21 protein-coding genes are annotated in these 22,540 nt (G+C 59.3%); 9 read left to right on the forward strand and 12 right to left on the reverse strand.

Features of this window, described 5'->3' with window-relative positions; translation table 11 throughout:
• The first annotated feature begins 82 nt into the window (after positions 1-82).
• Positions 83-2,674: a DNA mismatch repair protein MutS gene (gene mutS / locus CLR77_RS11035; protein ID WP_198962741.1), complete on the forward strand. Its 2,592-nt coding sequence runs from the start codon at positions 83-85 to the stop codon at positions 2,672-2,674.
• A gap of 145 nt (positions 2,675-2,819) precedes the next feature.
• Complete coding sequence (gene fdxA / locus CLR77_RS11040; RefSeq protein WP_097460708.1) at positions 2,820-3,143, forward strand: ferredoxin FdxA; 324 nt, start codon at positions 2,820-2,822, stop codon at positions 3,141-3,143.
• Positions 3,144-3,179: 36 nt separating this feature from the next.
• Here the strand turns inward: fdxA and CLR77_RS11045 are convergent, their stop codons facing one another.
• Positions 3,180-4,595, reverse strand: coding sequence for an aminotransferase-like domain-containing protein (locus CLR77_RS11045; protein WP_097460709.1), 1,416 nt, complete (start codon positions 4,593-4,595; stop codon positions 3,180-3,182).
• 181 nt (positions 4,596-4,776) lie between these two features.
• On the opposite strand from CLR77_RS11045, the gene CLR77_RS11050 reads away from it, so the two are divergent.
• The 4 genes from CLR77_RS11050 (at position 4,777) to CLR77_RS11065 (ending at position 7,596) form a co-directional block, all read left to right on the forward strand.
• The gene (locus tag CLR77_RS11050; RefSeq protein WP_097460710.1) at positions 4,777-5,097 is read left to right on the forward strand and encodes a class III extradiol ring-cleavage dioxygenase family protein; all 321 of its coding nucleotides are present in this window, start codon (positions 4,777-4,779) and stop codon (positions 5,095-5,097) included.
• A complete protein-coding gene (locus CLR77_RS11055; RefSeq protein ID WP_097460711.1) occupies positions 5,094-5,972 on the forward strand; it encodes an aminotransferase class IV in 879 nt (292 codons plus the stop codon). Before CLR77_RS11050 ends, CLR77_RS11055 begins: the two co-directional genes overlap by 4 nt.
• 9 nt (positions 5,973-5,981) lie before the next feature.
• A complete protein-coding gene (locus tag CLR77_RS11060; RefSeq protein ID WP_097460712.1) occupies positions 5,982-6,791 on the forward strand; it encodes a PhzF family phenazine biosynthesis protein in 810 nt (269 codons plus the stop codon).
• 316 nt (positions 6,792-7,107) lie between these two features.
• Entirely contained in the window at positions 7,108-7,596 is a 489-nt protein-coding gene (locus CLR77_RS11065; RefSeq protein ID WP_097460996.1) for a TIGR00645 family protein, read from the forward strand.
• Between the two features lie 6 nt (positions 7,597-7,602).
• Here the strand turns inward: CLR77_RS11065 and CLR77_RS11070 are convergent, their stop codons facing one another.
• On the reverse strand, positions 7,603-8,253 hold the full coding sequence (locus CLR77_RS11070) for a class I SAM-dependent methyltransferase (RefSeq protein WP_097460713.1): 651 nt from the start codon (positions 8,251-8,253) through the stop codon (positions 7,603-7,605).
• A gap of 123 nt (positions 8,254-8,376) precedes the next feature.
• Between CLR77_RS11070 and CLR77_RS11075 the strand changes: the two genes are divergently transcribed.
• Positions 8,377-9,231, forward strand: coding sequence for a DHHA1 domain-containing protein (locus CLR77_RS11075; RefSeq protein ID WP_097460714.1), 855 nt, complete (start codon positions 8,377-8,379; stop codon positions 9,229-9,231).
• A gap of 7 nt (positions 9,232-9,238) precedes the next feature.
• On the opposite strand, the gene CLR77_RS11080 is transcribed toward CLR77_RS11075, so the two are convergent.
• Positions 9,239-11,443: a YgiQ family radical SAM protein gene (locus CLR77_RS11080; protein ID WP_097460715.1), complete on the reverse strand. Its 2,205-nt coding sequence runs from the start codon at positions 11,441-11,443 to the stop codon at positions 9,239-9,241.
• Positions 11,444-11,795: 352 nt separating this feature from the next.
• Here CLR77_RS11080 and CLR77_RS20130 point away from each other — a divergent pair, with 352 nt between their 5' ends.
• Positions 11,796-12,287, forward strand: a complete 492-nt coding sequence (locus tag CLR77_RS20130) for a hypothetical protein (RefSeq protein WP_097460716.1) — start codon at positions 11,796-11,798, stop codon at positions 12,285-12,287.
• A gap of 450 nt (positions 12,288-12,737) precedes the next feature.
• On the forward strand, positions 12,738-13,406 hold the full coding sequence (trhA, locus tag CLR77_RS11090; RefSeq protein WP_097460717.1) for a PAQR family membrane homeostasis protein TrhA: 669 nt from the start codon (positions 12,738-12,740) through the stop codon (positions 13,404-13,406).
• Position 13,407: 1 nt separating this feature from the next.
• Here the strand turns inward: trhA and CLR77_RS11095 are convergent, their stop codons facing one another.
• The 9 genes from CLR77_RS11095 to CLR77_RS11135 all read right to left on the reverse strand — a co-directional run bounded on the left by CLR77_RS11095 (position 13,408) and on the right by CLR77_RS11135 (position 22,441).
• A complete protein-coding gene (locus tag CLR77_RS11095; RefSeq protein WP_097460718.1) occupies positions 13,408-13,860 on the reverse strand; it encodes an acyl-CoA thioesterase in 453 nt (150 codons plus the stop codon).
• 65 nt (positions 13,861-13,925) lie between these two features.
• Positions 13,926-15,089, reverse strand: a complete 1,164-nt coding sequence (locus tag CLR77_RS11100; RefSeq protein ID WP_097460719.1) for an iron-containing alcohol dehydrogenase — start codon at positions 15,087-15,089, stop codon at positions 13,926-13,928.
• A 99-nt stretch (positions 15,090-15,188) separates the two neighbouring features.
• The gene (locus CLR77_RS11105) at positions 15,189-15,635 is read right to left on the reverse strand and encodes a YaiI/YqxD family protein (RefSeq protein ID WP_097460720.1); all 447 of its coding nucleotides are present in this window, start codon (positions 15,633-15,635) and stop codon (positions 15,189-15,191) included.
• A 66-nt stretch (positions 15,636-15,701) separates the two neighbouring features.
• Entirely contained in the window at positions 15,702-17,357 is a 1,656-nt protein-coding gene (locus CLR77_RS11110; RefSeq protein WP_143269406.1) for a methyl-accepting chemotaxis protein, read from the reverse strand.
• Positions 17,358-17,688: 331 nt separating this feature from the next.
• Positions 17,689-18,459: an SDR family oxidoreductase gene (locus tag CLR77_RS11115; protein WP_227519906.1), complete on the reverse strand. Its 771-nt coding sequence runs from the start codon at positions 18,457-18,459 to the stop codon at positions 17,689-17,691.
• Positions 18,460-18,489: 30 nt separating this feature from the next.
• Positions 18,490-19,182: a histidine phosphatase family protein gene (locus CLR77_RS11120; protein ID WP_097460723.1), complete on the reverse strand. Its 693-nt coding sequence runs from the start codon at positions 19,180-19,182 to the stop codon at positions 18,490-18,492.
• Positions 19,183-19,203: 21 nt separating this feature from the next.
• Positions 19,204-20,268, reverse strand: a complete 1,065-nt coding sequence (locus CLR77_RS11125) for a phosphotransferase family protein (protein ID WP_097460724.1) — start codon at positions 20,266-20,268, stop codon at positions 19,204-19,206.
• A 43-nt stretch (positions 20,269-20,311) separates the two neighbouring features.
• Entirely contained in the window at positions 20,312-21,133 is an 822-nt protein-coding gene (locus CLR77_RS11130) for an SDR family oxidoreductase (protein ID WP_097460725.1), read from the reverse strand.
• 99 nt (positions 21,134-21,232) lie between these two features.
• The gene (locus CLR77_RS11135; protein ID WP_097460726.1) at positions 21,233-22,441 is read right to left on the reverse strand and encodes an acyl-CoA dehydrogenase family protein; all 1,209 of its coding nucleotides are present in this window, start codon (positions 22,439-22,441) and stop codon (positions 21,233-21,235) included.
• Between the last annotated feature and the right edge of the window lie 99 nt (positions 22,442-22,540).

Below are 22,540 nucleotides of genomic sequence, written 5' to 3' on the forward strand. Positions count from 1 at the left end.
AGCCCGTACAATCGTGTCCTCTCAAACCCGCGAGTCACATCATCCCCACGCTGGGGGCTCACTTCACAACCAGTTGATGTTGATGGAAAAAAAAGACCTTTCCGCACACACCCCGATGATGCAGCAATACCTGCGTCTGAAGAGCCAGCATCCGGATCAGTTGCTGTTCTACCGTATGGGCGACTTTTATGAGCTGTTTTACGACGATGCCCGTAAGGCCGCACAGGTTCTGGATATCACGCTGACCGCACGCGGCCAGTCGGCCGGCGAACCCATTCCGATGGCCGGTGTGCCCTATCATGCAGCGGAAAACTATGTCGGGCGCCTGGTAAGAGCAGGCCATTCCATCGCCATCTGTGAACAGATCGGAGACCCCGCCACCAGCAAAGGCCCCGTCGAACGCCAGGTGGTGAGAGTCGTTACCCCCGGAACCCTCAGCGACGAGGCTTTCCTGGATGATCGTCAGGACAACCTGTTAATGGCGATTTTCAGCCATCGTGAACAGTTTGGTCTGGCGACGCTGGATATCTCATGTGCCCGTTTTGCCGTTCAGGAAATCGAGGGCGTCGAAGCACTACAAAGCGAGCTGCAGCGGTTACGGCCAGCCGAAATCCTGATCAGTGAAGACTTCCCTTACGAAGAGCTGCTTACGGGATTCACCGGTGTTCGGCGTCAGGGTCCCTGGCTGTTCGAAGCAGAAACCGCACAACGACTGCTTACTCAGCAACTACAAACCCGCGACCTGACTGGTTTCGGCTGCGACGACCTGACGCTGGCGATCCAGGCAGCCGGATGCCTGCTGCAGTATGCCCGCGATACACAACGCAATACGCTCCCGCACATCCGCAAGCTGACGCGGGAGCGGCGCGAAGAGGGTGTCATCCTCGATGCCACCAGCCGCCGCAACCTGGAAATCGATACCAACCTGACTGGCGGCCAGCAATATACACTTGCCTGGGTCATGGACAAGACCGCCACCGCCATGGGCGGTCGCTTGCTACGACGCTGGCTCAATCGCCCCCTGCGCGACCGTGTCCAACTTGCGGCCCGCCAGCAATCGGTCAGTGCCCTGCTCGACCAGTATCACTATGAACCGATACACGACCTGCTGCGCAAGGTCGGCGACATCGAACGCATTTTGTCCCGCGTAGCCCTGCGCTCGGCGCGGCCGCGGGATCTGGCGCGCCTGCGCGACGCATTCCACACCCTGCCGGCATTGCAGGACGCGCTGACACCGGTCGGCGCGGAGCACGTCAAGAAGCTGGCATTGCTGATCAGCCAGTATCCCGAACTCGCCGATCTGCTTCAACGCGCCATCGAGGATAATCCGCCCGTGGTGATTCGGGACGGCGGCGTGCTGCGCGAAGGTTTCAATGCCGAACTGGACGATCTGCGCAACATCAGTGAAAACGCGGGTCAGTACCTGGTCGACGTGGAAACCCGAGAGCGGGAAAGAACCGGCATCAGTACGCTCAAAGTCGGTTACAACCGTGTTCACGGTTACTACATCGAAATCAGTCGGGCGCAATCCGACCAGGCGCCGGCAGACTATATCCGCCGCCAGACCCTGAAGAACGCCGAACGCTTCATTACACCGGAATTGAAAACCTTCGAGGACAAGGCGCTCAGCGCCAAGAGCCGCGCGCTCAGTCTGGAAAAGCGTCTTTATGACGAAATCATCGACGCTCTGGCCGAAAGCCTGGCCCCCTTACAGGACAGCGCCCAGGCGCTGGCGGAACTGGATGTACTGAGCAACTTCGCCGAGCGCGCCCAGGCGCTTCGCTTCAACCTGCCTGTACTGGACGATAAGCCCGGCCTGGAAATCGAGGAGGGCCGCCACCCGGTCATCGAGCAACTACTCGATGCGCCCTTCGTCCCCAACGACCTGCTGCTCGATGACCGGCGCCGCATGCTGATCATCACCGGTCCCAACATGGGCGGTAAATCCACCTATATGCGCCAGGTTGCGCTGATTACGCTGCTCGCTCATACCGGCAGCTTCGTCCCCGCCAGCCGCGCCCGTATCGGACCAGTGGATCGAATCTTCACCCGCATGGGCTCATCTGACGATATTGCCGGCGGCCGTTCGACCTTTATGGTGGAGATGACCGAAACCGCCAACATCCTGCACAATGCCAGCGATCAGAGCCTGGTGCTGATGGACGAAGTCGGGCGCGGCACCAGCACCTTCGACGGCCTGTCATTGGCCTGGGCAACTGCGGAGCATCTGGCGCGAGAGGTCGGTTGTTACACCTTGTTCGCCACCCACTATTTCGAACTGACACAGCTGCCCGACCGTCTGGACAACGCCGTCAACGTGCACCTGACCGCCACGGAACACGAAGACAGCATCGTCTTCCTTCATAACGTCCATGAAGGACCCGCCAGCCAAAGTTACGGCCTTCAGGTGGCACGACTGGCCGGCGTTCCGCCCGGCGTCATACGCAATGCACATCAGCAGCTGCAACATCTCGAAGGGGGCGATCTCAAGCCCGTGGCGAATATGCCGAAAGCAACGACGACACATCAGGGTGACATGTTCGCGGCCCTCGAACCCTCGACGGTGGAAAGCGAACTGCTGAAACTGGACGTTGATGGCATAACGCCTCGCGATGCGCTGAGTCTTCTCTATGCGCTGAAGGGGCGACTGCAAAATGAGTTTGGCCCCGGCTGACAGATGCATAAAGCTATAACCATTGCGTCTAGATACCCGTCAGGGCGGCGCTTGCCGGGGCCTGAGAGGGCCCCTAAAATAGGCTATCCGACACTTTATAACATCCAGTCATATTGCGGCTGGCCGAGCGAGCAGGAAATCGATCATGGCATTTGTCGTTACAGAGAACTGCATCAAGTGTAAATACACCGACTGCGTGGAAGTCTGTCCGGTGGATTGCTTTTACGAAGGCCCGAATTTCCTGGTCATCGATCCCGACGAGTGCATCGATTGCGCCCTGTGCGAACCGGAGTGTCCCGCAGAAGCCATCTTCTCCGAAGACGAATTGCCGCCCCAGCACGTCAAGTTCATTGAGCTCAATGCCGAACTGAGCCGTGAATGGCCGAATATCACCGAGAAGAAGGAATCCCCTTCCGATGCGGAAGAGTGGGACGGAGTCAAAGACAAGTTCAAGTACCTGGAACGCTAAGCCCACGAAGCCAGGCCCTGCTTCCACAGGGTCTGGCTAGCGTTTTGAGGCCTGGAGTAACGCCATCTCCCCCAGCCGCTTCAGGGCCTTTTCGATCTTTTCATCCCAGGGGTTGGCACCGTTCAGGCGCAAACAATTCTGGAACTTGTCGCTCAGCGAAAACAGCCGGCCATGCGCGACGCTGATCCCTTCGCCGAGCGCCTGCCTGAAGATCTCGGTGCCATCACACCCGTCGGGCATCTGGACCCACAGCACGAAACCGCCCACCGGCCGACTCACCGCCGTCCCTTCCGGGAAATAATGTCCCACCGCCGTCCGCATCCGTTCCAGTGCTTCCGCATAACGTTGCCGAACCGTCCTCAGGAAACGCTCATAGCCGTTTTGCTCGAGGAAGTGCGCCACTGCCAGTTGGGGAATCGTCGAAGTCGCAATGTTCATGAAGTACTTTTGCTGCAAGGCTTCTTCCAGATAGCGCCCAGGCTGGAGCCAGCCAATGCGCATGCCGGGTGACAAGGTCTTCGAGAAAGAACCGCAATACAGTACGTTCCCCTCCCTGTCGAAAGCCTTGGCCGGCCGTGGGCGCTCGCCTTCGAGCGGCAAGTCGCCGTAGATGTCATCCTCAATCAACGGTACTTTCGCCGTCGAAAGCATGCGTACCAGACGCTGCTTTCGAGCATCAGACAAACGGCACCCCAGGGGATTGCTATGATTGACCACCACGATACAGGCGGCAACCGGCCACTGTTCCAGGGCCAGTTGCAACCCTTCAAGACTGATGCCCTGAGAGGGATCGCTGGGGATTTCGATAACGCGCAGCCCCAATAACTCCAGCGAATGCAGGATACCCGGGAAAAACGGCGACTCCAGGGCAACGATGTCACCCGGTTTCGTCACAGAGCGCAAGGCAATGGTGATAGCTTCCTGGGCGCCGGTGGTGATGACCAGTTGGTCCGGTACGGTCGGCGCCCCAAGAGCGGTCATTCGCTGGGCTATCTGGCGTCGCAGGACAAGCTTGCCGGGAAAGGCATAGTCCTGCGCGTCTCGTCCCAGCCGGGCCGCCCAGGATGCGGCCTGCTGCATCTGCCGCATCGGCATGAAATCGCTATGGGGAACGGCGGCCCCCAGCGGTACCAGGGTCCGGTCCTGTGCCGCCCGCACCATCTCCACCGCCAACTCCCTGGCGCTGACCGGCGTCGGCCGCGACTGTACCTGATCCACGGTGGGGACTGGCGTCTGGCTGGGCGGCAAGCGAACGTAGTAGCCACTGCGCTCACGCGCATCGACAAACCCACGCCCCTCCAGTACCTGATGGGATTGGAGGATGGTCGCGATACTGACCCCAAACTGGCGACTCAGCACCCTTACGCCGGGCAAACGATCACCCGTACGGTAAGCGCCCTGCTGGATCAGTTCCTGGATCTGATCGGCGATTCGGTTATAGAGCACAGTCATGGAAACAGTCTACTCCCTGTCGCAGAAGGGATACCGATACAGTTCACACTCAACGAAACCAGCACAGATGCCCTTATCTCCAATCTGTAACGGTCCATTCATTTTTATCCTGAATCTGTTACGGTTTTCAGAGAGGGCATAGAGTATTCGTACGCATCCCCATTCGGCAAGGAATACCCCGATGACGCCCAAAGGACAGCTTACCGAACCGTTATCCCCGGAACGGACCGCTCCCATGCCCCGCCGCACGCTCTTCGGACATGACGGCACGGCCGACGCGATACCCTTTCGCGAATTGAAATCGGCCTTGGACGGGCTACGGCAAACCGGCTATCAGATCGACCGGCTGGCCGTGGATCACTGGCGCCTGACCCTGCCGGGACGCGTTATCCAGATCCATCTGCATTCTCCGGCCCAGCTCTGTCATTTCGCCCGTTTCAGGGCACGCGACTATGCCGGAGATCCCTCTTTAGCTGATTTAGACAGGACATCCACAGCATGACACCTCAATTCTGGATAGATGGCCGCCTCTGCAGCCGGGATCAGGCGAAGATTTCAGTGCTCGACCACGGCCTCTTATACGGTGACGGCATTTTCGAAGGGCTGCGCTTCTACCACGGTCAACCCTTTCGATGGGAAAGACACATTCGCCGCCTGCGCCAATCGGCACAAGCCATCGCACTCGACGGTTACTGGCAGGACGAGCAACTGTTGGAGGGCGTGCGCGCCGTTATCGCCGCCAGCGGCCTCGAGACCGGTTACTTGCGGGTCATTCTGACCCGGGGCGAGGGCTCACTGGGAATCGATCCCAGCAGCTGCACCCAACCGTCTGCAATTATCATCTGCGACGAGCTGCGCATGATCTCCGGGGAACAACGGGACACTGGCCTGCGCCTGATCACCAGCAGTTTGCGCCGTGCGCCGGCAACGGGACTGGACAGCCGCGTGAAGAGCCTCAACTACCTGCTCTCGGTCATGGGCCGCATCGAGGCACGGCAGGCCGGTGCCGACGACGCCATCCTGCTCAATACCGATGGCGGTATCGCTGAGGCAACAGCAGCCAACCTGTTTTGCGTACGTGAAGGCACCTTGTTGACGCCGCCCACCCATTGTGGCGCACTCGGAGGTATTACCCGGGCAACCGTTCTGGAACTGGCCGACGCCTTGAAGCTTCCCTGGCGGGAAGAACCGATAACTGCACACGACGTCTACTGCGCGGAAGAAGCCTTTCTGACCGGCAGCGGTGCCAGGCTGGCACCGGTAAGGAGCCTGGACGACCGCCCCGTCAAGCAATGCCCCGGCCCGATGTACCGGCGCCTGAGCGAAGCCTTCGAGACACTGATCGAAACCGAATGCGGCGACAGGCCGCGAACCTGAGGAGTCACCATGACAACGCTAACGATGTACCAGGTCGATGCCTTCACCCACCGTCTGTTCGGCGGCAACCCGGCGGCCGTAGTACCGCTTGAGCGCTGGATCAACGATTCTCTACTCCAGGCGATCGCAAAGGAAAACAACTTGTCGGAGACCGCCTTCTTCGTCGAAACCGGAGCACACTATCAGCTCCGCTGGTTTACCCCGGCAACCGAGGTCCCCCTGTGCGGTCACGCCACACTGGCCAGTGCCTGGGTCATCTTCAACGAACTCGATCCCGAGCTGAACGAGATCCAATTCAGCTCTCTGAGCGGTCCACTGTCGGTCAGGCGCCTGGATCGAGGCTGGATGGAATTGGATTTTCCGGCTTTCGCGACCGAAGCCCTGGAGGCCCAGGACGCGGCCGCATTGAGCGAGGCAATGGGAGCCCGGCCAGGCGAGTCGCTACGAGTGCTGGACAAGGAAAACGCGATGCTGGTGTTCGAGAGGGCCGAACAGGTCCGGGGACTGGCTCCGGATTTGCGGTCACTGCGATCGCTCCCCTACGCCGGCGTAATTGCCACGGCGCCCGGCGATGACTGCGACTTCGTCTCACGCTACTTCGCGCCCGCTGTCGGTATCGACGAAGACCCGGTCACCGGCTCCATACACTGCGGACTCACACCCTACTGGGCTGACCGCCTTGGCAAGACAACGCTGGAGGCACGCCAGATATCGAGCCGCGGCGGCGTGTTACGCTGCTCGCTTCGAGGAGACCGGGTCGGCATCGCCGGCCAGGCCGTTCCGTACCTGACCGGTGAGTTGACTCTGGGCGAGGACTAAAAGCCGACTACTTCGTCGCCGATGCATTCCGGCTCCGCGACGGCGGACGCCTGCCACGCACGCACGTCCTCATCCGCGAGGACGTGCGCCATTTAACCTTGCCCGGCGCCCGGCACCACCCGATGTCCCGTTGCCCAAGTCAAACTTATCAATGCGTGTTTTTACGGAATAACACAACATGCAGAAACGGGCATTATCCACCCGACTTGTGTATAAAGAATACGCGTGCCTGTATTGAATGCGCCAGGCCGCATGACAGAGATCGACGCCAAGACAAACCGACTTTTCGAGCAGACCGGAGCGCCCGAAAACCATGATCGAACGTACCCTCGAACGCCTGATTTACGGTTCACGCTGGCTAATGGCCCCCATCTACCTGGGAATGAGCCTGGTGCTGATCGCCCTGGCCGTGAAATTCTTCCAGGAGATCTATCACTTCGTGCCATTGATTATCCATGGGGCCGAATCGGATATGGTGCTAAAGATCCTGTCGCTGGTCGACATGGTGCTGGTGGGCGGCCTGATCGTGATGGTGATGCTGTCCAGCTATGAAAACTTCGTCTCGCGACTCGACCTGGAGGAAAGCGACGAGAAACTGGACTGGCTTGGCAAGATGGACTCAACCAGCCTCAAAAACAAGCTGGCAGTGTCCATCGTCGCGATATCCTCGATCCATCTGCTCAAACTGTTCATGAATGCGGAAAACATTCCGAACGACAAGCTGCTCTGGTACGTGGTCATCCACCTGACCTTTGTCATATCGGCCTTCGCGATGGGCCTTCTGGACAAACTGACCCGGCACTAACGCACCTTATTTCGACCCTGGCTTATGAAACAGGGCAATGTCCTTGCGCGGAAATTCCACCTGCCAGCCGTACCGCTCGGCGATGCGGCGCAGGGTTTCTTCCCGGTAGAACACCACATGGGTCGGGTCCCGCCGATAGTGCCAACGGGCGAAGCGACTGTCTTCGGTCTGGAACTCGGTCATCACCCCGAGCCAGCCACCTGGCCGGAGCAACTGATCGAGCTTCTCGAACTCGCTGGCCGGATCGTGAAAATGCTCGGCGACTTCGGTACAGGTAATGAAATCGTACTGATGGGTCAGTGCCGCCGCATTAGGCGCGTAATAGGGATCGTACAATGCCACTTCGAACCCCTGCTCGACCGCCATCGTCGCCAGCGCGGGTCCAGGACCGCAGCCATAATCCAGGCCGCTGGCCCGGTCCGGCAGGCGCGGCTTGAGCAACTCCCAAAGGCGCGACAGAAACCCGCGATAGCCGGGATCGTATGGGTCATTCTGGTGCTTGTCGTATTCCGCTCTTTCGCTGGCGAGATCGGGAAGCTGTTCGACTTCCAGAAAGACGGCGAGACAGTCGCGACAGCGCCAATAGCCGCGATCTTCGACCTGCTGGAAATGGTAGACTTGGCCCGAGCAACAGACCGGACATGTTCGCGCTGACACGACGCTGTGTTTTCCGCTAGCTGACTAGGCTTGTCAGCATAACATTTTTACCTGCACCCGTTTGCGGAATCCCGCTCATCGCGAGCGGTCTGCCTCAACGGAAACGTTCAAAAAGAGGTCTCCATGACGTCACCCCTGGTTATCTATCACGGCGGCCAATGCCTCGATGGCTTTGGCAGCGCCTTCGCCGCCTACATGTACTTTGCGGTACGGCAGGAGGCCGAAGCGGATTACTTCGCCGCCAACCATGGTGAACCGATACCCGAACACGAAGGGCGTGACGTCTATCTGCTGGATTTCGCCTACAAGCGGGAACAGATGGAAACGCTGGCACGAAATGCCAACCGTGTCGTCGTACTCGATCATCACATCAGCGCACAAAGGGATCTCGAGGGCCTCGATGCACAGTACGACAACCTGGAACTGGTTTTCGACATGGAGCGCTCCGGCTGCGTCATCACCTGGGAATACTTTCACCAGGCACCGGTACCGCATCTGCTGGCCTACATCCAGGACCGGGACCTCTGGCAATTCCGCATTCCAGACAGCGAGCATGTCAATTCCGCCCTGCTCTCCCATCCGCTGGAATTCGACCTCTGGCGGCGCCTGATCGATTCCGACGAGCGCCTGCACCTTCTGATCGAAGAAGGTAAGGCCATCAACCGCTATCGGGACCAGATGATTGCCTTCCACCGCAAGCGCGCGATCATGGGCGAAATAGCCGGCTACAGCGTCCCCATCGTCAATTGTCCCCGCAACATCACCAGCGAACTGCTGAATGAGCTGGCTGACGGACATCCTTTCGCTGCAGGCTATGCCGACAAGGGTACCAAACGGGGCTGGTCGCTGCGCTCACGGGATGGCGGTGTGGATGTATCGGAGGTCGCCGCGCGCTTCGGCGGCGGCGGTCACGCCCGGGCAGCCGGCTTCGCTACCCAGCTACCCGAAACGCTACTGAGACTGGCACCCGAGGACTGAGCGCCACTCAGGAGCGTCGCTGACGTTTCCCGGCAGACCCGCGGTTCTTCGCCGGCTTCGACGACGATTCGCTGCGAGGCGGCAGCCCCGTGTGCTGCGTCAGAACCTGCCCCTTGCGCGGAGAGCCCGAACGGCTCCGGTGGCGCTCCTTCTGGGCGCTCGGATGGTTGGCCGGCTGAGTCGGTGGAATCAAGTGCTTCTTGCCAAAGCCAATCAGGTGCGCCTTGCCCATGTTCATCAGGGCTTCCCGCAGCAGGGGCCAGTTGTCCGGGTCGTGATAGCGCAGAAATGCCTTGTGCAGGCGCCGTTGACGGGCGCCCTTGGGAATGGGCACATCGTCAGTCTTGTAATTGACCCGGTGCAGCGGATCCTTCTTCGTGTGGTACATGGTGGTCGCACTGGCCATCGGCGACGGATAGAAATTCTGCACCTGATCGGCCCGGAAACCGTTGGCTTTCAGCCATAGCGCCAGGTTCAGCATATCCTCGTCGGCGGTTCCCGGATGCGCGGCAATGAAATAGGGAATCAGGAACTGTTCCTTACCCGCCTCTTTCGAGAACTTGTCGAACATCTCCTTGAAGGCATAGTAAGTGCCCATCCCAGGCTTCATCATTTTCGACAGAGGGCCTTCCTCGGTATGCTCCGGCGCAATTTTCAGATAGCCGCCGACATGGTGCATCACCAGTTCACGGACATACTCCGGATCCCTGACCGCCAGGTCATAGCGCAACCCCGAGGCGACCATCACCCGTTTGATTCCCGGCAGGGCCCGGGCACGGCGATAGAGATTGGTGGTCGGAGAATGATCGGTAACCAGGTTCTTGCAGATCGTCGGATAGACACAGGACAGGCGCTTGCAACTGGCGTGGATTTCCTCGCTACGGCAGTTGAGCTGATACATATTGGCCGTGGGACCGCCCAGATCGGAAATGGTGCCTGTGAACCCCGGCGTCATGTCACGAATCTTCTCGATCTCGCGCACGATGGAGTCTTCCGAACGGCTCTGAATGACCCGCCCCTCATGCTCGGTGATCGAACAGAAAGAACAGCCGCCAAAACAGCCGCGCATGATGTTCACTGAGAAGCGGATCATCTCGTAGGCCGGAATGCGCGCCTTGCCATAGGCCGGGTGCGGCACGCGCTTGAACGGCAATTCGAAAACGTCGTCCAGTTCCTGCGTCGTCAGGGGAATGGGTGGCGGATTGACCCAAAGGAAACGGTCGCCATGCTTCTGCACCAGGGTCCGGGCGTTGGCAGGGTTGGTTTCCAGGTGCAGTACCCGCGATGTGTGGGCATAGAGCACCGGGTCGTTACGCACCTTTTCGTAGGACGGTAACAGGATCAGTTCGCGTCGATTGCCACTGACCGGCAGTATGCGTACCACCTGAACATCGCTCTCGGCTTTGGCCTCCGGCGATTTCGCCGACGCACAACGGCTGCCGGCATCGGTCAGGCTGTCGTCTTCCATATAGGGATTGCGATGCGACTCGACCGGCCCAGGACGATCAATCCGGGTAGAGTCCTCGATGTGCCAGTCATCCGGTAACGAGGACAGCATGACCGCGGTGCCGCGGATATCCATCATATCCTTGAGCGCCTCACCGGCCGCCGCCCGGTGGGCAATCTCGACAACCGCACGTTCGGCGTTGCCGTAAACCAGCAGGTCCGCCTTGGAATCGACCAGCGACGAACGGCGCACTTTATCGGACCAGTAATCATAATGCGCAATACGTCGCAGGCTCGCCTCGATCCCACCGATCAGCACGGGGACGTCATAGGCCTCCTTGCAACGCTGTGTATAGACAAGCACCGCCCGGTCCGGGCGCTTACCACCCTCATTGTCCGGCGTGTAGGCGTCATCGTGGCGTAGCTTGAGATCCGAGGTGTAGCGGTTGATCATCGAATCCATATTGCCGGCCGAGACGGCAAAAAACAGGTTCGGCTTACCCAGACGCATGAAGTCGTCTTTGCTCGACCAGTCCGGCTGGGCAATGATCCCAACCCGATATCCCTGGGCTTCCCATAGGCGACCGATGACGGCCATGCCGAAGCTGGGATGATCCACATAGGCGTCGCCGCTGATGATAATGATGTCGCAACTGTCCCATCCCAATGCATCCATCTCGTCCCGCGACATCGGCAGGAACTCGGAAGGACCGAAACATTCGGCCCAATAGCGGGGATAGGTGAAGATATCGCGTGCGGCGTGCATAAAGGCCCTGGGCTACTCTCAGAAGACACTGGCGGAATCGAAGGCGAAAAGGATGCCCCCCAGTGCAAAAATTGGCCAAACATTGTACCGGAAGCACGGCCTTCAAGCCACGGCGTCGGGGGAATTACGGATGGATCACCACCGATGGCAGCACCATTTCTGCCGAAAAGGCGAATAGAAAGTCAATTAGCGGAAGCGCCAAACAGCCCCCGAATCACCTTTGACATTGTTTAACTATTTTGCAGAACGTGAAGAAAGGTAAGGGTGTGCGCAAGCACACAGGTTCCCGGTGGATGAGATGAGTGGGGGCGGTTAATCTAGGGGAACCTGATGTAATTGGTGAGATATAACAATGTCTTCAGCGCTGCCTCTTCGTTTGATCAAAGTCCGTCCCGTAGCAGAAGTGCCCCTGTCGGTCTACAACGAGCGGGCGCAGCAGCAAAAAGCCGCACCAGACCACAAACGCGCAGGATTACTCGGTCGCCTGCTGAGACAAAACGAAACGGCGCAGGCACAACGCAACCAGTCGCGCCAGAACACCGAACATCATTTCAACGCCGCCGCCTGGCTGCACTTTCGCGAGCCACCACTGCAACCGGTCTCGCTGGTACTGACCTACCGGGATCAACGCGGCGAGTTCGCGGTCATCGTCGACGAATCGGTTGTCGGCCAGGAGGGTTCCGTCATGCTCTCCGGCAGCGTATCGATCAGCGCGCGCGGCGACATTGAGGACCTGAAGGTGGGCTGTCTTGGCGTTGAGAACAGTCAGCATTTCCGGGTCGACGAACTCCACGTGCAGCGTATAGAGTCGTTACAGTCCCAGCCGCAGCAACGTCAGGCCTGAAGGGCCCAGCATCGCCCAACTCATCCGTACCCTCGCCACAAAGCGCTTCGTTCACCCAGGGAAGCAGCGACTCAGGTAGCGATTCCCAAGTCAGACCCGTCACCCGGTTAAGCGCCTCCAGCGCGCTTTCCGGGCGGTACTGACTGATAGTCAGGACCGGTTTGCGAGACATCTTCTCATCGCTCATGGTTATGGCACCCCTACCTCGGGCAGGTCAACTCGTCATCAGGTATGTGTCGCTGCTGACAGGTCTTTGCGAGATACGTGCCAGAATTAAAAATAATTACAGAACAACAAGTTGAACAACGCGAAAAAGATAACGCCAAGCTTCAGGTGACATTCTGCGGCAGTTCCGGAGCAGGCTGGTCACCCTCCCCTGTCATCTAACGGTTATACGGAGCCGGTAGGCTGGAAGCTGAATATCTCATCGACCAGCGTCCAAGGATTCCGATGACCTTAGCCCTCTCCCACGATGATTCAGCCTCCGAGCGCGCACAAACCCTTGCCGAGGAAGTCGTCAATGCGCTGACCCACGGTCTCGGCGCCATTCTCGCCATAGCAGCGGCCACCGTCCTGATCACGCTGGCCAGTCTGCAGGACAATACCTGGAAGATCGTTGGCGTATCCATCTACGGCGCCAGTCTGATTGTGCTCTATCTGGCATCGACGCTGTATCACGGCATTCAGCACGACCGCACAAAGGGCGCCCTGAACATTGCCGACAACTGCGCCATCTATCTGCTGATTGCGGGAACCTACACGCCCTTCCTGCTCATCAACCTGCGCGGCGTCATTGGCTGGACGTTATTCGGCCTGGTCTGGGGGCTGGCGCTGGCGGGCATCGCCGTACGCCTGATCTGGCGCGACCGCTTTCGTCTGTTGCACCTGGCCAACTACCTCCTGATGGGGTGGCTGATGCTGGCGGCCGCGCCAGCCATCGACCGCGTACCAGACACCGTGGTCACACTATTGGCCGCCGGGGGCATCGCCTATACCGTCGGTGTTGTGTTCTATATCCTCAACCGCATTCCTTATGCCCACGCGATCTGGCACCTGTTCGTGCTGGCTGGCAGCACCTGCCACTGCATCGCGGTCTTCAGTGACGTTCTGAACACCTGATTCAGCAAGCGTCCGGCGCTCTGGCGATGCGTTCCAGCGCCGCCCGGATCGGTGTCGGAATGGCCACCGGTTTCTGTGTCTGGCGATCGACAAAGACATGGACGAACTCACCGAAGGCGCTGGCTTCGGACGCACCCGCCTTGAAGATCCCCACCCCATAGGTGACAGAGCTGTTGCCCAGCTTCTCGACGCGGATGCCCGCCTCGATGGCATCAGGAAATGCAAGCGCCTGACGATACTGACAAGTCGAATTCACCACATAGGCGATCACATTGCCATTCTGGATATCGAGACCGCCCTGCTCTATCAGAAACCGGTTCACCGCCGTATCGAAAAAGGCGTAATAGGTGACATTATTGATATGCCCATAGAGGTCGTTATCCGCCCAACGGGTAGTGATGGGCTGGAAAACGGCATAGTCGTCGCGCAGGGCGAGCGGTCGGCTACCGGCCATGCATACTCCTTATTCGGGAACGGATCAGGGAACAGAGCGGAAAAAGGCGCCCAATGGGCGCCGACTCAGAATGCCGCGCGGTAGATGGCGAGAGCATCCTCTTCGCTCACTTCCCGGGGATTATTGACCAACAACCGCTGCTGGAGCATCGCGTCCTGGGCCAGCATCGGCAGCGCATCTTCGGGCACGGACAGGTCGCGCAGGCGATTGGGCAGGCCGCTTTCTGCGATCAGCGACTCCAATCCGTCAATCAGTGCCGCGGCGCCAGCTTCAGCAGACATATCGCCGAGATCCTCGCCCAGCACCAGCGGCGCCAGCTGGGCATAGAGCGGCGCGGCCGACTCCAGATTGAAACGCAACACATGGGGCAGGACAAGCGCGTTACTCAGCCCATGGGGAATGTGGTAGTGGCCACCCAGCGGGTATGCCAGCGCATGCACTGCCGCAACGGGAGCATTGGCAAAAGCCTGACCCGCCAGGTTGGCGCCCAACAGCATGGCAGACCGGGCCTCCAGGTTATGTCCGCTCTTTACCGACGTCACAAGGTTGCTCGCCAACAGGTCCAGAGCTTGTCGCGCCAGCACATCCGACAGCGGATTCTTGCGGATGCGGCTGGTGTAAGCCTCAATCGCGTGGACCATGGCATCGATCCCGGTTGCCGCCGTGACACCCGCCGGCAAGCCCAACGTCAACTCGGCATCCAGCACGGCCATATCCGGCATCAACAGCGGAGAAACCACGCCACTCTTGGTGGTCTTGCCGGTGGTCACGATGGCTATGGGAGTCACTTCAGAGCCGGTACCCGCCGTGGTCGGCACCTGAATCAGCGGAAGGCGCGTACCTTTGGCCTGGCCAACGCCATAGATATCAGCCAGTGTCTGCTGGCAGGACGGATGCGCCAGCAAGGCAACCAACTTGGCCACATCCATGGAGCTACCGCCACCAAACCCGATCACCAGATCGACCTTGTGTGTGCGAGCCCGATCCAATGCCTTGAGCACAACCGTATCGGTCGGATCGGCTTCAACCTCGTCGAACACTGCCGCCTGAACACCCGCCGCAGACATGCCACCGACGACATTATCGAGCAGTCCCAGCGCCCGGATACCAGCGTCGGTGACGATCAGCACCGACGTTGCATGTCGCTCGGCGCAGAGTTCACCCAGGCGGCGTGCAGCGCCCACCTCGCTTATCAATTGCTGGACTCCCAAAAACGTAAAGTCACTCATGGCGGTCTCCCCAAACAGGACATTAGCGGCGCAGCCTTGGCACGGCGGCCGTCCTCAATAATGACAACATGCACCGCCAAAGACCAGTCGACAAGCGCCTCAGGTCGAAAGCTGTAACCAACGGTCCAACGCATCGGCAAATGCCTTGCGGTCCCCCTGGCTCATGGGTGCGGCACCACCGGTCGCCACACCAGCGCTGCGCATCTGGTCCATGAAATTCCGCATGGCAAGGCGTTGACGGATATTTTCCGGCGAATATAGCTCACCCCGGGGATTCAGGGCGGTACCGCCCTTTTCAATGACCTGCGCCGCCAGAGGAATATCCGCCGTAATGACCAGGTCACCAGCGGCCATGCGCTCGACAATGGTGTCGTCGGCAACATCGAAGCCACCCGTGACATTCAGGAAACGGATAAAAGGTGACGGCGGCACCGGCACCGTCTGATTGGCCACCAGCGTCACCTGCACCTGACGGCGATTGGCAGCACGGAAAAGGATTTCCCGGATAACCACGGGACAGGCGTCGGCATCGACCCAGATCGGCATGACGTTCTACTCTCTCCTGCAAGATAACCGGCACGGGAGAGCCTTGCGTCGCCGCCGCGCCGTTTTTCAGTGTTCGCTGGTTACCCCGCGCCGATCGAAAAAGCGCAGGCAGTGGGCAATGCGTCGTTTCTGGACGGGGCTGACATCGTCGAAACGTAACCCATAAAGGAAACGTTCGCCTTGTTCCCGACGCCACATCACTTCCCCGGCCAGGGTTGCCGACTCACTGTGATCGAAATCCGTCATCGACTCCGTCGGTAACCGAACCGACAGTGACACCTTCGCCCCTTTCTCCAGGCGGCCCTTCATCAGCATCCGCATCCCCGAATGGCTGATATCCTGACTCAAGCCTTCGAACTGCTGGCCACCCGATTGCAAGGATACCAGCAGATGCCCGGATATCCGATTGTCCTGGCGCCGCTCGGCACCCGCCGGCACCGTTGCGTCTTCCTGCGCCGCTATCTGGCGATACTGCATGCCGGTCAACTGCCCTTGCAGTGTATTCGTCAGCGAGAACATGGCATCCCCGATATTCGCGGTATTGGCGATTTTAAGGGCATTATCCTTGAGCGTTTCGAACAGGCCTTCCAGGGTGTGCTGCAGACTGTTCAAACCTTGAATCTGTGCCTCGCTGGCCGATCGGATCTGGCCGTTGAGATCTGCAGTGGCACTGATATCCTCGCCCATGGCCTCGATGATATGCAGGGTATTGGCTGTGGTTCCCCGGTTGTCTTCAACCAACCCGACCACCTGGTTCATCACCGTGGCAACCGCAGAAACCCGCCCGGTCAACTCCGTGACGATTTGCGACACCTCCTCGGCCGAACGCCCCGTGCGCGACGCCAGCGCCCTGACCTCATCCGCGACCACCGCAAACCCCCTGCCGGACTCGCCGGCCCTGGCAGCCTCGATAGCCGCGTTGAGCGCCAGCAGGTTGGTTTGCTCCGAAATATTATGGATGGTGCCGACGATGGTCTGTATCGTCTCGCCGGTTTCCTGCAGTATGCCAACTTCCCTCGCTGCCTGACTGACACCATCGCCGATACCCCGCATCTGGTCGATGGTGGACTGGACCGAGGCAACCCCTTCGCGCCCCCGTGTTTCAGTCTCCAAGGCCTTTTCCAATGTCTTGTTGCTGATCTCTCCCACTGACTCCAACATCCGGTGCAACTCATCCGTCGCGGACGCCACATCCCGCGCCCGCTGCTCCTCGGCAAGACTGATCTGCTCGATTTCCCGGGCCACGGCGGCGATCTGGTAAGCCGACTGCCCCATATGCACCGACGAATCGTGCACACTACCGAACAGCCGATTGAGTCGCTCCAGCATATTGTTGAACTGTCGCTGTAACTGCCCGAACTCGTCTTCATGGGTCACCGTCACAGCATGGGTGAAATCCCCTTTTTCCACGGACTTGAGAGAGGCGATCAGGCCAAAGATCGGACGCACCATGACCGTCGCCAACAATGCGATCAGCAAAAACTGCACGACGAATTCGATGGAGGACTCCCAGATCGCGCTGGTCATCACCGAGTGATAGTGCTGTTGCAGAATCACCAGGGTATCCGGTGCCACACCATGCTGTCGGGCCAGAGAGACCAGATCGTGAAGATCCTGACTCTCCAGAAACCGGTTGTAGAGGGTAGTCGCCATGGTGACGGCGAAAAAGGCGAACTGGAGTTTCCAGCGGATACTGAGGCGAGCGAAAAACCGGGATTTCATGAAAAGCCCCTTAGGGATCACGTCGGCGAAGGGTATGTCGGCGTTATTCAGGGTCACATCAAACAGGACCGGGCTTCCCGATAGGTACAGGCGATGTGATACTCAGCCTGTCGTCTGGCCCAATGCCTCAGGCCGGCAAAAACTGCAATAACGGGACGTCCTCGCTCATAACACCTATGAACTCAATTTGTTATAGCACGTCCGCAGATTTCTGCAGACCGAACAGCCAAACCTGCCACTCAAACCGGAATATCGCAGTATCGGGAAGACCCGACAAAAAAATGCCCGCACGAGGCGGGCCGAAGGGATGGAAAGTCGCTTGGAAGCCGGGTCAGACGGTCAGGTAGCCGCCATCGACATTCAGGCAGGTTCCCGTGGTGTAACTGGATGCACCGGAGACCAGATAGAGTACGGCGCCAGCCATCTCGCTGGGATCGGCAACCCGATTCATCGGGATATGCATCAGCGCCTGCTTCTTAATGGAATCATTGGTAGTGATGGCGCCAGCAAACTTGGTGTCGGTCAATCCCGGCAGCAAGGCGTTGACCCTGACATTCTGTGCACCCAACTCCTTGGCGAACGCCTTGGTCATGGAGATGACCGCCGCCTTGGTGATCGAGTAGATCCCCTGGAAGTGCCCTGGAATCACCCCGTTGACGGAAGCCACGTTAACGATGGCGCCACCACCCTGCTTCTTCATCAACGTCGCGCCCCGAGCGGACATGAAGAAGTAGCCCCGGATGTTGACGTCCACGGTCTTCTGGAAGGCGCTGACATCCGTCGATTCTATCGGCCCGAAATGGGGGTTGGTGGCGGCATTGTTGACCAGGATGTCGAGCCGGCCATGCTTTTCCTCGATCGCCTTGAAGATAGCGTCGATCTGATCCATCTCCCCAATGTGGCAGGCAATGGCCTCGGCACTGCCGCCGTTGTCCCGAATACGTTGGGCCACAGCCTCGCAGCCTTCGATCTTGCGGCTGGAGACAATAACGTGGGCGCCATTGTCCGCCAGGGTACGGGCAATGTTTTCACCGATCCCGCGACTGGCACCGGTCACCAGCGCCACTTTGCCGGACAGGTCGAATAAGTTCGTACTCATGATGTCTCCTTCATTCGTGATGGGGCGCCTGCGTCAGCGATAGGTCACCAACGACGCCGATTCCGCTTCCAGATGGGAAAAGCTGTTGAATACCGCAAGACTGCGCCGCTCCCCCGAAAACAACACCCGGGAGACACTGGCATTGGCCACAACCTCGTTCAAACCCAACGCCGTGCGGTTGTCCAGACCGAGTAGGGCCTGGACAATCACAGTGATCGGTCCTCCCGATGTCGCCACCAGGATATCGCCTGCACCCTCGGTGTCGGCGATGGCTTTCTCCAGCGCCTGCGTGACCCGAGCCTGAAACGCCGGCCAGGTTTCGGGGTACTCCGCCGCCCGGTCACCCTCAAGCCAACGCTGCATGGCTTCTGCAAAGGTCTTTTGGAACGCTTTCGCCGGTTCCCGGTGTCGGGCCAGTTCCTGAGCCAATACCTGGCGATCGGCCCATTCCGGCCGGTGGGCGTGAATGACGGCCTCGTGGTCGAACTCATTGAATCCCGGATCTATAACCGTGGCCGGCAACGGATTCCCCAGGCCCTCCTCGATCGCGCTCAGGGTTTCGCGATGCCGGCGCAGGTCGCCGCTGAACACCGTCGCCGGCGCCGTCTGCGAGCGCAGCCAGCGCCCCAGGACCCGGCCCTGTTCCCAGCCCCTGGACGACAGCTTGTCGTAATCGCTCTGCCCAAAACTGGCCTGCCCGTGGCGTACCAGGTAAATCGTTGCCATGTCGGGATTCCCGGTCTGCTGTTACAGGTCGCTCTGGCCGATCAGGCGCTGACAACGCATTTCCAGGTACTTGGAGGCATGTCCAAAACCGGCGAAACGCTTGTCCTTCGTCTGACCGTGATAGTAGCGGTAATAGATCTGCTGAATGATGACCGCCAGCCGGAACAGGCCGTAAATTTCGTAGAAATCGAAGTTGTCGACCTTAAAACCGGACAGCTCCGCGTAATAATCGACCACCTCGCGCCGTTTCAGCATACCCGGCCGATGGGTCGGCTGCCGGCGCATCATCTGGAAGGGCCCTTCGTCATCGGCCTCGATCCAGTAAGCCAGACTGTTACCGAGATCCATCAGCGGGTCACCCAGGGTCGCCATTTCCCAATCCAGCACGCCGATCACCTCGAAGGGGTTGTCCGGATTGAGGACCACGTTATCGAAACGGAAGTCGTTGTGGATGACGCAGATGGCACGGTCTTCAGGCATCTTATCGTGCAGCCACTGCATGACCGCCTCGAAGTCGCCGACATCGTCGGTGCGGGACTTGCGGAAGCGGTCACTCCAGCCCTCGATCTGGCGCTTTACGTAACCGGCACCCTTGCCGATATCCTGCAGGCCGGCCGACGGGTAATCGACCTTGTGCAGATCGACCAGCTTATCGATGACGTTCAGGCAAAGCCTGCGGGTCTCTTCCGGTGACAGGTGCAATTCCCTGGGAAAGTCCTGACGCAGGATGATGCCCTTGAAACGCTCCATGACATAGAAATCGCAGCCCAATACCTCCTGATCGTCGCAAATCGCAACGATATTTGGCACATAGGGGTATACCGGCCGCAGCGCCTTCATCACCCGCGCCTCGCGCAGCATGTCATGGGCGGACTTGGCGATATGACCAAAGGGCGGACGACGCAGCACATAGGACTGCTCCCCGTAATCCACCTGATAGGTCAGGTTGGATGCACCGCCCGGGTATTGATGAATAGCCGGTTTACCTTCAAGGCCTGGCACCGCCGCCTTCATGAAGCGGTCAATGGCCGCCACATCGAGTTCTTCACCCTCACGGATCGCGGTGGCCTGGTCGATCAAACTCATGCGTTTCTCCCACTCAGCAATGCGCCGGTCCAACAGCCGCCAGTCAGGCTTGTGCGGCCTTACCGTACTTGCGCATCCAACGTTTACTTTCCTGGTGCATCAACCAGTCGAATACTTTGGGGGTATAGCGTTTGACATACCAGAGGCGCCGTTCGTTCACGTGCGGCAGCACCCAGAAATCCCCTTTCACAACGGCACTATGAATCGCCTCGGCGACATCGTCCGCGGTAATGGAGGAACGCTTCATCAGTTTGTTGACGTTCTGCTGGATACCGGGAACCGCCGATCGCATGCTGTCGGTCAGATTGGTCTGAAAGAAAGCCGGGCAGACGCAGGAAATACCGATACCGTCATCATCGAGTTCCTGACGCAACGTCTCGGACAGCGCGATTACCCCCGCCTTGGAGACGTTGTAGCTGCTCATCAGCGGCGCCAGCATCAGGCCCGCCATCGACGCAACGTTGACGAAATGTCCATGCCCCTGCATTTTGAAGAATGGGGTAAACACCTTACAACCGCGCACCACGCCCAGCACATTGATGTCCAGGATCCACTCCCAGTCGGCAATGCTGGTTTCCTCGATACGACCGGCGGCGGCAACACCGGCGTTGTTGACGACGATATCCACGCCGCCCCAGCGCTGCTCCAACAGATCCCGCGCCTTTTCCAGATCGCCGATACGGCGGACGTCGCAGGGGGTAAAGCAGCCTTCGCCACCCAACTGTTCGATTTCAAACGCGACCGATTCACCCGCTTCGGCGTTGAGGTCGCCGATGCAGACGCGGGCCCCGTCACGGGCATAGCGAAGCGCCAGCGCCTTGCCCAGACCACTGGCACCGCCGGTGATAAAAACACGTTGTCTCATGACTGATCAGTCCCATACAGCCGCCTGGCCAGACGGCGAGCCTTGCCGATTGAACCGTCCGGCCCCGCCCTGCAGGAGATCGGGCGCCGGACCGTCAGCTTATTTCACGTACTTTTTCAGTTCCAGCTTGGCGACCATGGCACGGTGCACCTCATCCGGCCCATCCGCCAGACGCAGGCATCGGGCGTAGGCATACAACTCCGTCAGCGGGAAGTCGCCACTCACGCCGGCACCACCATGGATCTGGATCGCCTGATCGGCGATATTCGCCAACATGGACGGGATCACGGCCTTGATCATGGAAACCTCGCTCAAGGCACCCAGAATACCTTTGGTATCGAGCAGCCAGGCGCACTTCAACGTGAGCAGCCGAGCCTGATCTATGGCCATTCGGGCATTGGCAATGATGTCGCGATTGCCGCCCAGGTTGGCCAGCGGCTTGCCAAAGGCTTCCCGGGAAACCGCACGCTGGATGAGGATTTCCAGCGTCCGTTCAGCCGCACCGATCGCCCGCATGCAATGATGGACCCGGCCCGGCCCCAAACGCCCCTGGGCGATTTCAAAGCCTCGTCCCGGCCCCTTGATGATGGCGCTCTTGGGCAGTCGAACATTGGTGAAACTGACCTCACCATGACCATAGGGTTCATCGTACTCGCCAAACACCGGCAACATGCGCTCGATCTTCACGCCGGGCGCATCCCGGGGCACCAGCACCATGGAATGTTGCTGGTGCTTGTGCGCCGTGGGATCGGTCAGGCCCATGAAGATCAATACCTGGCAGTCGGGATGACCGATGCCGGTACTCCACCATTTGCGCCCGTTCAACACCACCTCGTCACCTTCGACGATGGCGGTGGCCGCCATATTGGTGGCATCAGAAGACGCGACGTCCGGCTCTGTCATACAGAATGCCGAGCGGACTTCGCCATCCAGCAACGGTTTGAGCCAGCGTTCCTTCTGCTCGTCCGAGCCGTATTTCACCAGGACTTCCATGTTGCCGGTATCCGGTGCGTTGCAATTGAAGATTTCCGGGGCAATGAAACTCCGCCCGGTTTCCTCGGCGATCATCGCATAGTCGGCATTGCTGAGACCGGCACCATACTCCTCTTCCGGCAGGAACAGGTTCCATAGACCCTGCGCACGCGCCTTGGCCTTGAGTTCGCGAATGATCGGCAGCACGACCCAGCGATTGTCGAGGCTACGCAACTCGCGGTAGTAATCTTCTTCGATAGGCAGGATTTCATCGCGCATGAACGCCTTGACGCGATTCAGATAATCCTGGCCTTTGGCGGACGGATTGAAGTCCATAGTTAACCCCACACTCGGACGATTTAATCGGGTTTTATTGAGTGACAGGTCGAGTCTAGGGAGCCCCCCTTAATAAAACGACTGAATTTTTTTAATCCT

Source organism: Mangrovitalea sediminis (genome assembly GCF_002514725.1).
GTDB classification, from domain to species: Bacteria; Pseudomonadota; Gammaproteobacteria; order Pseudomonadales; family Oleiphilaceae; genus Mangrovitalea; species Mangrovitalea sediminis.

Coding starts and splice junctions, on each gene's coding strand:
- mutS (WP_198962741.1), top strand. CDS start 83: ATGGAAAAAAAAGACCTTTCCGCACACACCCCGATGATGCAGCAATAC.
- fdxA (WP_097460708.1), top strand. CDS start 2,820: ATGGCATTTGTCGTTACAGAGAACTGCATCAAGTGTAAATACACCGAC.
- CLR77_RS11045 (WP_097460709.1), bottom strand. CDS start 4,595: ATGACTGTGCTCTATAACCGAATCGCCGATCAGATCCAGGAACTGATC.
- CLR77_RS11050 (WP_097460710.1), top strand. CDS start 4,777: ATGACGCCCAAAGGACAGCTTACCGAACCGTTATCCCCGGAACGGACC.
- CLR77_RS11055 (WP_097460711.1), top strand. CDS start 5,094: ATGACACCTCAATTCTGGATAGATGGCCGCCTCTGCAGCCGGGATCAG.
- CLR77_RS11060 (WP_097460712.1), top strand. CDS start 5,982: ATGACAACGCTAACGATGTACCAGGTCGATGCCTTCACCCACCGTCTG.
- CLR77_RS11075 (WP_097460714.1), top strand. CDS start 8,377: ATGACGTCACCCCTGGTTATCTATCACGGCGGCCAATGCCTCGATGGC.
- CLR77_RS11080 (WP_097460715.1), bottom strand. CDS start 11,443: ATGCACGCCGCACGCGATATCTTCACCTATCCCCGCTATTGGGCCGAA.
- CLR77_RS20130 (WP_097460716.1), top strand. CDS start 11,796: ATGTCTTCAGCGCTGCCTCTTCGTTTGATCAAAGTCCGTCCCGTAGCA.
- trhA (WP_097460717.1), top strand. CDS start 12,738: ATGACCTTAGCCCTCTCCCACGATGATTCAGCCTCCGAGCGCGCACAA.
- CLR77_RS11095 (WP_097460718.1), bottom strand. CDS start 13,860: ATGGCCGGTAGCCGACCGCTCGCCCTGCGCGACGACTATGCCGTTTTC.
- CLR77_RS11100 (WP_097460719.1), bottom strand. CDS start 15,089: ATGAGTGACTTTACGTTTTTGGGAGTCCAGCAATTGATAAGCGAGGTG.
- CLR77_RS11105 (WP_097460720.1), bottom strand. CDS start 15,635: ATGCCGATCTGGGTCGATGCCGACGCCTGTCCCGTGGTTATCCGGGAA.
- CLR77_RS11110 (WP_143269406.1), bottom strand. CDS start 17,357: ATGAAATCCCGGTTTTTCGCTCGCCTCAGTATCCGCTGGAAACTCCAG.
- CLR77_RS11120 (WP_097460723.1), bottom strand. CDS start 19,182: ATGGCAACGATTTACCTGGTACGCCACGGGCAGGCCAGTTTTGGGCAG.
- CLR77_RS11125 (WP_097460724.1), bottom strand. CDS start 20,268: ATGAGTTTGATCGACCAGGCCACCGCGATCCGTGAGGGTGAAGAACTC.
- CLR77_RS11130 (WP_097460725.1), bottom strand. CDS start 21,133: ATGAGACAACGTGTTTTTATCACCGGCGGTGCCAGTGGTCTGGGCAAG.
- CLR77_RS11135 (WP_097460726.1), bottom strand. CDS start 22,441: ATGGACTTCAATCCGTCCGCCAAAGGCCAGGATTATCTGAATCGCGTC.